The sequence below is a fragment of the Mucilaginibacter lappiensis genome (assembly GCF_050433765.1).
Lineage (GTDB): Bacteria > Bacteroidota > Bacteroidia > Sphingobacteriales > Sphingobacteriaceae > Mucilaginibacter > Mucilaginibacter lappiensis_A.
Genome location: NZ_JBNPWP010000002.1, coordinates 548,223 through 561,260, shown reverse-complemented (window position 1 = coordinate 561,260; position 13,038 = coordinate 548,223). Strand labels below are relative to the sequence as shown.

At 39.7% G+C, this 13,038-nt stretch carries 15 protein-coding genes; 11 read left to right on the top strand and 4 right to left on the bottom strand.

Going from position 1 to position 13,038, the window contains the following annotated elements:
- Positions 1-40: 40 nt before the first annotated feature.
- The 5 genes from M2273_RS07825 to M2273_RS07805 all read left to right on the top strand — a co-directional run bounded on the left by M2273_RS07825 (position 41) and on the right by M2273_RS07805 (position 3,806).
- Positions 41-976 (top strand): helix-turn-helix domain-containing protein, encoded by a 936-nt coding sequence (locus M2273_RS07825; RefSeq protein WP_429395068.1) that lies wholly within the window; start codon positions 41-43, stop codon positions 974-976.
- A 377-nt stretch (positions 977-1,353) separates the two neighbouring features.
- Complete coding sequence (locus tag M2273_RS07820; protein ID WP_429395066.1) at positions 1,354-2,094, top strand: SDR family oxidoreductase; 741 nt, start codon at positions 1,354-1,356, stop codon at positions 2,092-2,094.
- Positions 2,095-2,196: 102 nt separating this feature from the next.
- Positions 2,197-2,949, top strand: coding sequence for an SDR family NAD(P)-dependent oxidoreductase (locus M2273_RS07815; RefSeq protein WP_429395063.1), 753 nt, complete (start codon positions 2,197-2,199; stop codon positions 2,947-2,949).
- Between the two features lie 75 nt (positions 2,950-3,024).
- Positions 3,025-3,381, top strand: a complete 357-nt coding sequence (locus tag M2273_RS07810) for a hypothetical protein (RefSeq protein ID WP_429395061.1) — start codon at positions 3,025-3,027, stop codon at positions 3,379-3,381.
- A complete protein-coding gene (locus tag M2273_RS07805) occupies positions 3,378-3,806 on the top strand; it encodes a hypothetical protein (RefSeq protein ID WP_429395059.1) in 429 nt (142 codons plus the stop codon). Before M2273_RS07810 ends, M2273_RS07805 begins: the two co-directional genes overlap by 4 nt.
- A 63-nt stretch (positions 3,807-3,869) precedes the next feature.
- On the opposite strand, the gene M2273_RS07800 is transcribed toward M2273_RS07805, so the two are convergent.
- Positions 3,870-4,211 (bottom strand): YciI family protein, encoded by a 342-nt coding sequence (locus M2273_RS07800; RefSeq protein WP_429395057.1) that lies wholly within the window; start codon positions 4,209-4,211, stop codon positions 3,870-3,872.
- A gap of 158 nt (positions 4,212-4,369) precedes the next feature.
- Between M2273_RS07800 and M2273_RS07795 the strand changes: the two genes are divergently transcribed.
- A complete protein-coding gene (locus M2273_RS07795) occupies positions 4,370-4,843 on the top strand; it encodes a GNAT family N-acetyltransferase (protein WP_429395055.1) in 474 nt (157 codons plus the stop codon).
- Position 4,844: 1 nt separating this feature from the next.
- On the opposite strand, the gene M2273_RS07790 is transcribed toward M2273_RS07795, so the two are convergent.
- A complete protein-coding gene (locus tag M2273_RS07790) occupies positions 4,845-5,249 on the bottom strand; it encodes a winged helix-turn-helix transcriptional regulator (protein ID WP_429395052.1) in 405 nt (134 codons plus the stop codon).
- 87 nt (positions 5,250-5,336) lie between these two features.
- Between M2273_RS07790 and M2273_RS07785 the strand changes: the two genes are divergently transcribed.
- Positions 5,337-6,080 carry an SDR family oxidoreductase gene (locus M2273_RS07785; protein WP_429395049.1) on the top strand — a complete coding sequence of 248 codons (744 nt, stop codon included), beginning with the start codon at positions 5,337-5,339 and terminating at the stop codon, positions 6,078-6,080.
- Between the two features lie 128 nt (positions 6,081-6,208).
- On the opposite strand, the gene M2273_RS07780 is transcribed toward M2273_RS07785, so the two are convergent.
- On the bottom strand, positions 6,209-7,414 hold the full coding sequence (locus M2273_RS07780; RefSeq protein ID WP_429395047.1) for a GAF domain-containing sensor histidine kinase: 1,206 nt from the start codon (positions 7,412-7,414) through the stop codon (positions 6,209-6,211).
- A 225-nt stretch (positions 7,415-7,639) separates the two neighbouring features.
- Here M2273_RS07780 and M2273_RS07775 point away from each other — a divergent pair, with 225 nt between their 5' ends.
- From M2273_RS07775 to M2273_RS07765, 3 genes are all read left to right on the top strand, one after another.
- On the top strand, positions 7,640-8,062 hold the full coding sequence (locus M2273_RS07775; RefSeq protein WP_429395044.1) for a secondary thiamine-phosphate synthase enzyme YjbQ: 423 nt from the start codon (positions 7,640-7,642) through the stop codon (positions 8,060-8,062).
- 228 nt (positions 8,063-8,290) lie between these two features.
- Positions 8,291-10,159, top strand: coding sequence for an ATP-binding protein (locus M2273_RS07770; RefSeq protein ID WP_429395041.1), 1,869 nt, complete (start codon positions 8,291-8,293; stop codon positions 10,157-10,159).
- A gap of 122 nt (positions 10,160-10,281) precedes the next feature.
- On the top strand, positions 10,282-11,151 hold the full coding sequence (locus tag M2273_RS07765) for a creatininase family protein (RefSeq protein ID WP_429395038.1): 870 nt from the start codon (positions 10,282-10,284) through the stop codon (positions 11,149-11,151).
- Positions 11,152-11,185: 34 nt separating this feature from the next.
- Here the strand turns inward: M2273_RS07765 and M2273_RS07760 are convergent, their stop codons facing one another.
- Complete coding sequence (locus M2273_RS07760; protein ID WP_429395035.1) at positions 11,186-12,130, bottom strand: Smr/MutS family protein; 945 nt, start codon at positions 12,128-12,130, stop codon at positions 11,186-11,188.
- A 151-nt stretch (positions 12,131-12,281) separates the two neighbouring features.
- Between M2273_RS07760 and M2273_RS07755 the strand changes: the two genes are divergently transcribed.
- Entirely contained in the window at positions 12,282-12,791 is a 510-nt protein-coding gene (locus M2273_RS07755; RefSeq protein WP_429395033.1) for a DUF892 family protein, read from the top strand.
- Positions 12,792-13,038 lie beyond the last annotated feature (247 nt).

The following is a 13,038-nucleotide window of genomic DNA, read 5'->3' as shown; positions in this document are numbered from 1 at the left end:
GGTCGCATGAATAGATAAGTAATTCATGTATCCCTGCTAAATGAAAGAAACTGAAAAAAAGCTGGTCTTTAACACTTTACTGAAACAGTATACCCATTTCGGACTGCCAACAGATGGAATTGATGATAAGACCGATTTTACCATTCATAATTTAAAGGACATCCATCTTGATCTGCCTTTTAAATCGCCGGTCTTCAGGCCAAATTTTTTTTCGTTTGTTTTTGTAAAAGATGGCAGGGGAAAATATACAACCGATGATCTTAATTTTGATACCATACCCGGCACCATATACTTTACCAATCCGGGGCACTATAAATCGCACGAGTGGTTTAGTATACAGGAGGCGTATCTTATTACCTTAAGTGAATCTTTTTTAAAGGAGAATGTTCATCCCGATATTTTCGAGGAGTTCCCCTTTCTGCTTGCCGAAACTGTACATCCAAGAGTTTTAACCCCGGAAGCATTTGCCGAATTTGAACAACTATACCTGCAAATAAACAAGGAGTATTTTTCAAACTCACCATACCGCAACCGGCTCATTGGTAATTTATTTGTAGTGTTACTGTTAAAGATCAAAGAGTATTTTTGGAAAGACTATAATCCTATATATGAGGGCAACCGCAGTTCGCAAATTGTTAAAACATTTAAACGAACATTGGAACAACATTATCGCGATCTAAGCAGCGGCAAGGTACATCAGGTTAACAGGCTACAGGATTATGCCGATGAACAAAACCTGCACCCTAATTATTTAAGTAATGTGATCAAGAGCAAAACAGGTAAATCCATCAGCACCTGGATAGCCGAGAAAACCATTGCCGAAGCTAAATCCCTGCTGCAAAATTCATCCACATCCATAAAAGAAATAGCCTACCTGCTGGGCTTTTCAGAAGCTAATCACTTTAGTAACTACTTTAAAAAATACACTGATATCTCCCCTGTTTTGTATCGCAAGCAGCATGGTGTTGCCACGTAAGATCCACCTTTGTGAGTCCCCCCTTCTCAGCTACCATGTGGACATTTCTCAAAACAATAGGATTATGCTCCGTTAGGAGCTACCTGTTTGTAGCACACAAGTATTAATACCCTTTGCCCCGTAGAGGCTACCCTCTAATAACAAATGCAATTATCTGCTAATTGGAGGTTGTACCTACGGAGCAATCTTGCTTTTTGATTTGATCTGCTACAAACAGGTAGCTCCTAACGGAGCATATCAATTTATGCACAAACCCTATCGGGGAAGGGTTAATTGCCACATCTTAGATATTTGTATGTAATGCTTTAATATCTGTACTTTTTGGGTTGCGTTAAACATGACCTTTGTTATATCAAAACAAACAAAGAAAAAAAATCATGAAAACGCTATCAGAAAAAGTAATCTTAGTAACCGGTGCATCAAGAGGTATCGGCGCAGCAGTAGCCCTTAAATTAGCAAGTGAAGGCGCTAAAGTAATTATCAATTATGCAGGTGGCCAGGAAGCTGCCGAGCAAACCGTTAATGAAATTAAACAACAAGGCGGTGATGCCATAGCCTTACAAGCCGATGTAAGCAAATCTGACGAGGTGAAAGCCATGTTTGACGCAGCCATCGCTCATTATGGTAAAATTGATGTATTGGTAAACAACGCCGGCATCATGATCACCAAATTGCTTAAAGATACTACCGACGAGGATTTTACCCGCCAATTTGATATCAACGTACGTGGTACATTTAATACCCTGCGTGAGGCAGCTACTAAACTGGCAGATAACGGCAGCATCATTAACTTTTCTACTTCCAATAACCGTATTATGCTTCCAACCTATTCAACTTATGCGGCAACTAAATCGGCAGTTGAGCAATTAACCCGTGTATTTTCTAAAGAAGTTGGTGCAAGAGGTATCAATGTCAATTCAGTGTCTCCCGGCCCTACCAATACTGAGCTTTTCACCAAAGGCAAACCACAGGAAGTGATTGATCGCCTTGCATCATTATCAGCCTTTAACCGCATTGGCGAACCTGAGGATATTGCAAAGATCGTAGTATTTCTGGCCAGCGACGATGCTAAATGGATCAGTGCACAAAACATAGGTATTAATGGTGCTATGGCTTAAGCCTTTCGAAAGAAGTAAGAAAAAAGAAGTAAGAAATAAGAATCAAGATATAAGACAAAATTTTCAATCAATTTATCACAACAACATTAAACTTTAGAAACCATGAACTCACTAAAAAATAAAGTAGCTTTAATTACAGGATCAGCAAGGGGCTTAGGAAAAGCCATAGCAGAACGTTATGCAGCCCTGGGTGCAGATATTGTTATCAATTACTCAAGGGATAAAGCATCGGCCGATGAGGTATTAAGCAACATCAAGGCTATGGGCGTACGGGTAATTGCTGTACAAGCCGATGTAAGCAAAGTAGCCGACCTGGAAAGGCTATTTACAGAAGCAAAAAAGGAATTTGGTAAAATAGATATTGTGGTAGCCAATGCCGGTATTGAACTGGTTGAAACTCCGGTGGTGGATTTTACTGAAGAACAATTTGACCGTGTATTCTCTATCAACACAAAAGGCACCTATTTTACAATGCAACAGGCCGCAAAACATGTGGAAAACAATGGCCGGATCATCTATATAGCATCCAGCACCACATCATTCCCTGTACCCGGAATGGCTGTATATGGCGGTAGTAAAACCACACCACGTTATTTGGTTGACATCCTGTCAAAAGAGATTGGCCACAAGGGTGTTACTGTAAACTCCATTATACCTTTTGCAGTTGACCACTCCGGTATTTTTGCCGAACCAGATAGCTATCCTGAATTAAGAAAACAATTACTGGACAGCTGTCCGATGGGAAGATTGGCCGAAGTAGAAGATGTGGCTAATGCTGCCGAGTTCTTCGCCAGTGATCTTTCATCATTCGTAAGTGGTCAGCACTTATTGGTAAATGGTGGCGCAACAAATTAAATAATAGTCTAAAAGAGCAATCCATAGCAGGGTGATCATGATCATCCTGTTATGGATTTTAAAAAATCAAAACCCATGTTAATCAAAATCATCAATTCCCTTCTTATATTGTTTGTAGTATATATGGGTTTTAAACAAGGCTGGGCCATGCTTACCGGCAAGCCCGAAATGCTGAACATGTTTGGCAAATGGCATTTCAGCAATCGGGGTATATTTATATTCGGCATTGTTACGCTGCTAAGTGCAGTACTCATCTTGTTTCCTCAAACATTTGTGTTTGGCAACTTTTTGATGGCCACCACTATCCTTTTCATCATTTGCCTGCAGCTATCTGTAAGAGATTTGAAAGGAGCGGCCATTGAAGTGCCTTTTTTTTTAATGAACCTGGTAATCATATATCTGCAGTACCCATTACAAAACCAAACCAAATGAAAGCCTTTAATCATTACCTTGTTTATGCTTCGCTGATCACTTTATCAGCACAAGGGCAAGTTGTAAGCACACCAACTCAAACCGTAAAAAATATAAACATCATGAACACCGATAAATTAACCAACCCTATAGTAAAAAAAGCCATTGACGCGCTGCAAGCCGGCGATAAAAAAGCATGGTTCGCTTTATTTACTGATGATGCCGAACTTTTTGACGATGGCCGCAAAATGAACTTTAAAAGTTTTTTTGAAAAAGCTTTTGGTCATGAACGCTTTACCCGTATTGATAAAGTAGAGAACAATGGCCTTGATGTTTACGGAAAATTCCACAGCGATCAGTGGGGCGATTTTAAAACTTATTTTAAGCTACATATAGATGCCAAAGGTAAAATCAACCGCCTGGATATTGGGCAGGCAAGCTATTAAAACTAAAAAAGCCGCTGTATAATATACAATGGCTTTTTTAGTTTTTTGAGATCGGCTCAGGTCTTATAACGGGTTGATTTCCCTAACCTCAACATTTCCGCCAAAAGCCAGGATCGGGCAACCTTTGGCTAATTCAGCAGCTTCGTCCAATGATTCGGCCTTAACAAGTGTATATCCGCCGATCAGTTCTTTAATTTCGGTGTACGGACCATCGGTAATTACATTATCGCCTTTTACAACCTTGCCTGTTGCGAACAAACGGTTTCCACGGTCGGCCAGTTTACTTTGAGCAGCAATGCCTCCTACCCAATCCATCCATTTTTGTGTTAAGGCCTGCGTTTCTTCTGGGGAGATCGTAGGCATAGCCTGATAATCGTTTCTGAATACAAATAAGAAATCTTTCATTTTCTGTTAATTTTTAAGTGTTAAAATCTAATGACGATCACAGGATTTAAAATTGGACAAACGGACTAAAATATTTTTAAATTGATCCTGATTTGCTGTTGCGCTGAAAAGCTAACCATTAAACTTATAATTTTACCGGCACATCACAAGATATAAATATGGAAATAATTATAAGAGAGGCCAATTTAAAAGATTTAGATGTATTGCATAAATTTAAACAAGCGTTAGTTGATGCCGAACGCCCTTTCGACAGTACTTTAAAGAAGGGGCCGCTTTATTACTATGATATAGCCGGATTAATAGCGGCCGACCATGTTGGGATATTTGTAGCCGAAACAGGTTCGGAAATAATAGGCTGTGGTTATGCCCGCATTGATGATTCAAAACCATACCTAAAACATAAGCAACATGCTCATCTGGGTTTTATGTATGTGGTGCCGCATCACCGGGGTAAAGGAATAAACAGGATGATCATTGATGCGCTTAAGCTATGGTCGCAGCAACGGGAGATCATGGAAATCAGGCTGGAAGTTTATGCTAAAAACGATGCTGCGCTTAAAGCTTATGAAAAGGCAGGGTTTGCAGCCCACATGTTAACCATGCGTATGAATCTGGACGAAAGCCAGGACTAACTTACCCTTCTTTAATTTTTTGACGATGCTCAATTCCCCATTTGATCATGGTTAAAATAACCGGACCGAAGGTTTTACAATAATCGGTAGATTCGTATTCTACCAAAACCGGCGGACCGGGTGTAACGGTCCTGGTGATCAGCTTGTTCAATTCCATTTCCCTAAGCTCTCTTGATAACATCCTGGTGGTTATGCCCGGTATGCTCCGCTCAATTTCTCTGAAACGTTTATTACCATTGCATATTGAATTGATGATGGGTAATTTCCATTTACCGCCAATTACATAAATAGTATCCTGCAGGGCCTGAATTTCGCGGGCCTGGTTACGCTTACCATCAATCCCATAAATGATATCCAGATCTGGGATTTCCGGGGTCTGACTATCTGTTGATACTTCTGTTTCCATATTGTTACTGGTATACTCTGTGATACTGGTTACAAAATTATACCATTTGCGGGATATATTTGCACCAACAAATAAAAAGTAACGGAAATGAATAATTTTAAAGATAAAGTAGCCGTAATTACCGGCGGAAATAGCGGTATTGGTTATGCCACCGCAAAACAATTAAAAGAAAAGGGCGCCACAGTGATCATTACCGGGCGCAGAAAGGAAGCCGTAGAAAAGGCAGCTGCCGATTTAGGTGTAATAGGTATTGTTGCCGATCAATCAGACATTAGCGCTACAGAAAAGCTGGTAGCAACTGTTACTGAAAGCTATGGTAAGGTAGATATCCTGTTCATTAATGCGGGTATCACAACCTTATCATCCATTGAAGCCGCTTCTGAACAGCACTTTGATGATATTATGGATATTAATTTCAAGGGTGCTTATTTTACATTGGGCAAGTTTATTCCAATTTTGCGTGACGCTGCCTCTGTTGTTTTTCTCTCGTCAATAGTTGCAAGTATCAATCATGCCGGTTCATCAGTATATTCGGCCAGTAAGGCGGCTTTAAATTCGGTTATGAAAACTGCGGCACTTGAACTGGCACCACGCCGGATCAGGGTGAATGCGGTAAGCCCGGGCCCCACTGAAACAGAAATAATGAACAAAGCTGGTTTAGATGCGGCCACATTGAGCACCATAAAAGATAGCCTGATCAATAAGATCCCTTTAAACCGTATGGGCACCGCTCAGGATGTAGCCAGCATGGTAGCTTACCTTTGCGATGACGCCGCTGGTTTTATTACCGGTGCCGAAATTATTATAGATGGCGGCATGGTGATAGTGTAAGCAAAATACTAATACTTAAAAAAGCGGGACGATCTGATGATCGTCCCGCTTTTTATTTGCCTATATATTTCTATGATTTCCTGCACCAGAAAAATAAACCAGCAGCATTAAGTTATTTAGCAGCTAAGCTATTGTACAGGAATCTGCAAAGTAAAACATGTTTCATCATCTGTTGAACACACGGTTAATGTACCGCCGTGGGCCCGGGCTATTTCTGAGGCAATGTACAAACCAAGCCCTAATCCTTGCTGTCCCGGCTTTATCTCCCCGCGCGAAAATGGCTGAAAAAGACGATCTACAACAGCCTCCGGAATCTTTTCGCCAGCATTATTTATCGATAAAATAAATTCTTTTTGGTTACTAATGGCTTTTACGCTAACCGGCGAGTCTTTTTCACTATGGGTAAGCGCGTTGCCCAACAGATTTGAAAAAAGCTGGGCTATGCGTTTGCCATCACAATTTACAGGTTCGGTTAAGATGAATTGTGTATTAATGGTACGGCCGGGCCATACAACTTTCAATTCGGTTACTATCTGGTTCAGTATTTCTTCCAGTGGTTCGTTTTCAGTACGGTTTAATACTATCCCTCCTCCCAGGTGGCCACTGGCAAAATCAAGTATATTATCTATCAGCCCCTTCATCCGGTATGAAGAATCCTGCACAATGGTAGCCAGGCGCTTTACACGTTCATCCAGTGGCATACGCAACAGTAATTGCGCCACATTTGATACCGCGCCAACCGGGTTGCGCAAGTCATGACCCAATATGGCAATGAACTGATCGCGCAACTCTGCTGTCTTACGTTCTTCCTGAAGTTTGGATTCACTTATGCTAAGTTGATCTATAGCGTTTAAGTGAAACGCGATAAGATCAGCAAACAGATTAAACATCCCTAAAGTTTCCGGGGTGTTCAGTCGGGCCGGCCTGGGATCAATGGCACATAGCGTACCAAAAAAGCTGCCATTTTTAAGCATGATAGGCACCGAAATATAACTTTGAAAGCCATACATCTGTGGTGTATGATGGCCTGCGTAAATTTCATCATTATCAACATGGTCAATAACAACTGCCTTATGATGTTGCCTTATTTCATGACAAATGGTACTTTCTATAACTAATTCACCACCTGGTTTTAGCCCAAATTGTATTTCATCACGCACAGCGCAGGCTATCCACCTATCGGTGGTAACACGTGCAACAGCGGCAAAGCCCATTCCCGTACTACGGCAAATAACTTCCAGTATAGAGGATACCGCGTCAATTTTGCTTATAGCTTCAACATCTGCCTCAAAACTCGCTTCAATAGTCCTCAATTTTTCAGTTTCTAATTCCACTATACTACAAATTAAAATTATTATTTACAAATATAAAAAAACTATAAATCAGGAATAATGACAGCTGAAAACGGCATGTTTGTTATCATTTTTATAGCCAATTAAAAAGCTGCTTAAATTCATTATGAAAATGATTTGCATAAGGCTATATTTAAAATTATCCCGTATGCAGTAACCATATAGTGGGATGCCTGTTATTCCTAAACACTTAGAATATACTAAAACATGCAAATACATCAGCAAGCACTTCAGCTTAGAGAAAAAAAACGGGGTTTCCATTTGATCACTGCCGATATAGTATACGCCCTGCAACAGATCAGTACCATTAAAACAGGTATAATGCAGGTTTTCATTCAGCATACTTCGGCTTCCTTAACCATTAATGAAAATGCCGACCCTACTGTACGGCAGGATTTTGAAATGTACTTCAGTAAAACCGTTCCCGAGAATGATCCGGATTATTTACATGATGATGAGGGGCCTGATGATATGCCGGCTCATTTAAAAGCGGCTTTACTGGGTAGTTCGGTAATGATCCCAATCCGCAACGGCAGGCTTGCCCTGGGTATATGGCAGGGTATTTACTTGTGCGAACATCGTAATTACGGCGGGCCCAGAAATTTAATGATCACTGCCTGGGGCGAATGATCTTTGCTTCGCTTATATTACTTTTTAATTAAGAGCGCAACCTGATAATTTAAAATACTGCGATATGATAAAATAAGTTAACTTAGCTATTAACAAGAAACCTAAATATTATCTACCTGCGTGTTAGGTATTTATTAAATATTGGCCCAACTCTGTACATTTTATTTCGTAGAACGATACATATCCTCAATTCAGTAATAAATGATTGGTTGATATAAACACTGATTAATGAAAAAACATTTAGTCTTTTTTATACTGTTATCATTTGTCTTTACCTGTAGTTACAGCCAGATAAAGGATATCAGTAAAATCAAAAAAGAACTTCCTCATATAACAGATAGTATTAAACATGTTGATGCCCTTAACCGTTTAGGGATATTGATGTATGAAAGCAATGTAGACAGCGCGTTTTACTACGCCAAACGAGCAAGGTCTATTGCCGAAAGATTAAAATACCAGCAAGGCATTGCTGATGCCTTAAATGTGCTGGGAATAGTTTACGATCTGAAGGGCAATCTGCAATTATCACTTCGCTATTATAACGATGCCTATAACCATTACCTGGCCATACATGATTCATCAAACGTAGTTCAGGCGCTAATGAACATTGGACTTGTTTTTAATGAGAACAAGGAGGACAATAAGGCAATTGAGTTTTTAAACAAAGCCTCCTATCTCGGTAGCAAACTTAAAAAGGATTCCATCATGTCGCTTGTGCTCTGTAATTACCTGATGATGTACCCCGCTGAAATACCCAAAGATTCATTAAGTATTTATCTTGACCAGGCCAGACAGATAGCCACCAGGTATAAAGATAACCGGGTTTTATTAGCTATCGATCAGATACAGGCACAGCTATATTTAAAAAATAACGAACGCGAAAAAGGCATCAGTTTATTACAAAAAGCAGTTACCGAAGGCATAGCTATGGATCTGAACTATCTTAGCCTTGATATCATTCAAAGCCTGGGCGATCTGTACCACGACACAGATACCAATAAAGCTGTAGGCTACTACAAACAAGGCCTTTATATTGCCGAATTAAGAGGGTACCACTGGTATGAAAAGCTATTCGGAAAGAAACTATATGATATTTACATTAGTCAGAATAATTTGCGCGAAGTAAAGCAATACAGTGCTAAACTATTGAAACTTTATGATGATGAAGAGCTGTTTACCAATACCTCGGGGTTTGATTATATTGATTACGCTTTAAAAGATCAGGAACTGGAGGCCACTACAATCAGGAGTGAGAACCGGCAGGTATTGATGATGGTGTTTGGCATACTTTTTTTATTAACTGTATTAACGGTGCTATTCGTTTACCGCCTCTATCGTTTAAAACAAAAACATACCGTAACACTCGAGTCACTAAACAGGTCAGTACAGCTGCGTAATGAAAAACTGGAGATCGATCATGGATTTAATAACCGCCTGGTATCCATTCTGGCGCATGACTTCAGGCAACCAATAGGCACCTTAAAAACACTTGCAACTGTTTTAAAAGATACTGATTCATTTACGCGTGAGGAGTTGATGGAACTGGTTGATACGATGGAGCACTCCTCTAATATTTCGCTGGAGATATTTGAGAACATATTACAATGGATAAAACAACAACTTTCGGGTTTTAGCTACCAACCCGTTTCTATGTCACTTAAAGAATTAATTGATGAAGCTTTGCAACCCTTTAACCTGATGGGCGAAGAGTATCACCTTAAATTTATTAATAATGTTGATAGTGACGTTATCATTCAGGCCGATAAAGAATTGGTGCAATTTATTCATCGTAATTTTATACACAACGCTATAAAGTTTTCGCCCCAATATTCAACCATCTCTATTTCGGCTACCGTACATCCGGGCGAAACCACAGTTTGCGTGCAGGACGAAGGGAAAGGCATTTCTCCTGAAAAATTGGGATCGATATTCAACCTCAAGGCCGAGATGCGTTACAGTAATGAAAAAGAAAAAGGTGCCGGTGTAGCCCTGATGATATGCAAGGATTTTATTGAAAAAATGAGCGGCCGTATCTGGGCCGAAAACGCTAAAGAAAAGGGAGCCGCTTTTTGTTATGCCCTGCCCAATTTAAAATAAGCAACAAACGTAAAATTCACATTACCTACTGATAAACTCATTTTTACGTAAAAGTAATTTTGTAAATTTCACATCATATACAGCTCTTCAAATTATTTAATAACCAATTATCTGTAAACAAAATGAAATCTTATTTACTTTTATTTACCGCTATGCTGTTTTCGGGTTTTGCCTATGCACAACAGTTACCGGCCAGATGGGATGAACTTGTTGCTTCTGATTTTCCACAGGCACTTGAAAAATCATCAAAAACCTGCATATTACCTTTTGGAATATTGGAGAAACATGGCCCGCACTCGCCCCTGGGTACCGATCTCATTCATGTACGCGAGTGGGCAGCCCGTGCTGTTAAATCAGAATATGCTGTGGTATTCCCTGATTATTTTTATGGGCAAATAAATGAGGCAAGACAGCAGCCAGGCACATTTGCACTGCCAAGCAAAGTAATATGGGATTTGCTGGAAGCCACTTGTGATGAAATAGCCCGCAACGGTTTCGAAAAAATAGTGATCCTGAACGGGCATGGCGGCAATCCCGAATTCATCAGGTTTTTCATGCAGTCGCTGCTTAACAAAAGGCATAACTACGCGGTATATTTTTATGCCCCCCAAAACGATAAGGAGTTTACAACGCAATACCTTAAAATGCATAAGTCCGATCCGCAAAATGATCAGCACGCCGGCGAGGGCGAAACCTCTACCCTGCTATATTTACGACCAGACTTGATGAAGATGGACCGTGCAGCCGATCAATCAGGGGCCAACCAGCACCGTTTAAACCTGCCTAATGTGTATACACCTATTTGGTGGTACGCCGCTTACCCAAACCATTATGCGGGTGAAGGCGCTAAGGCCACCAACGAATTAGGCAAATTTACAGCAGAGCATGAGATTGAAACATTTGTAAAAGCCTTAAAAGCTATTAAAGCCGATACTTCAACCCTGCAATTGCAAAAAGAATTTTATGACAAGGTTGATAACCTGAATAAATAACATAAAGCCCGGACTCTTCGGGCCGGGCTTTATGTTATTTCAGTATCACTTTGGTAGCGCCATAGCCAAATTTTTCTTTGCGGGCATCCATAAATGTTTGCACTTTGGGGTGTTTGCTCAATACCTTCTGCAACTCGTGGCGTAACGTTCCGTTGCCTGCACCATGAATAAATACCATATCAGATAGCTGGTGTACAATACCGGCATCAAGCGTTTTATGAAAATGGGCCAATTGTATATTTAGTATTTCACTGCTCTGCAAAAACTGGTAGTCATCACGTAGTTTTTCTATATGCAGGTCAACCTCACTTGTGGGTTTATCCAATACCGTTTTCTCTTCGGGCGATTTAAAAAAGCTTTCCTTTAGTTTTTGGGCATCTATCACCATTTCAGGTTCATCCAGGCGTATCATCCAGCCCGGCTCTTTTAGTAAGGGTATAGGCTTTTTAGATGTCGAAAAATCTTTTGCCTTAAATTTTTCATTAATAATTAATGGAGCGGGTGGTTCTATATTTTGTTTGGTGTTGTAAATAACATTCAGAATAAACCTGGGCCACAATTGCAGATCGGCCAGTTGGGCCGAATAAATCTTCGCAGTTGACTTAGGGGCTATCGCCTCTGCAAATTCGCCTTTAAATGCCTGCTGTTTTTCGGTGGTCAACGCAGCAAGCAACTGGAACGACGTATTATTCACCAGATAAAAATGTACTACCGAATTGGCTTTGGCATCGGCAATTATACCTATATAAATGCCTTTCTTTTCAAACTCGCCTATTTGCATTGGTTTATCATCAGCAACAGCGTTTTTTGATCCGGCCGGCTCATAACCATGTACCGTAGTTACCTTACTGGCCAATACAGGTATTTCAAACTCATCCTCGCCGGTAACGCCTATCATTTGGTCGTCAATTATACGGGTCACAAAACCCTCCATCTTTTCATCAACAAACCGTACAAAGTCGCCTAATTTATATTTCATAGCTGTGTATATCAATTTGCAAAGTTAGCTTATATCCGCATATCAGATTATAAATAAAGCCCCTGCTATTTATATTACATTTAATCAAACATTTAGGCTCTTTATTAGTTGAATTACCGCCATCAATTAACAGCTATTTACATTAAATATCATGGACAACATTACCCCTGCTACCTTAGACCAGCAATTATTAAAACAGGTATTTGTACATAACCTAAACCGCATATATTTTGGCAAATGCTACCTGAACAAGAATCTTGCCCACATTATGCAACTTGCATCATTTACAGCTTTGCAACAAGCTATAAAAGAATTTTGGGACGATGTAAAGAAACAAATTGCAAGGATGGAAGAAGTATATAAGCTTATTGACGAAACTCCATCCGACAAAAACTGTAACCCCATCAAATCAATAATTAAGGATGAGTTTTGCCTTGATGAAGAGCAGTCAATCCCTATATTAAGTGATATGGACGTGATCATGTACATACAACTGCTTGAACATATAAACATCACCTCGTGCCGAATGCTTATGATGGTTGCCAAACAGTTAAAATATGCTAATGCGCAGCAATTGCTTACGGAGTGTTTTGACGAATCAATTGATAATGATCAGCTTTTCATACTCATATCCAAAGAATACTTATCTGAAAATCAATAACTTATTTTAATTTTAGTTCAAAAAGAAAGCCATCCGCATTACGCGAATGGCTTAAATATTAGTTATTTAATACCCCTATTAAAATAACTTAAACAAAGTAAAAAAATATATCCCACAGAAGCAAAACATTTGATCCCAAATCAATTATTGTTACAAATTTGTTACGAAATCATAAATAATTACCCCCAATGCACTTATTTAATTGCATGCATACAAGTGTTAAATTCATGATAATCGCTTATTAATT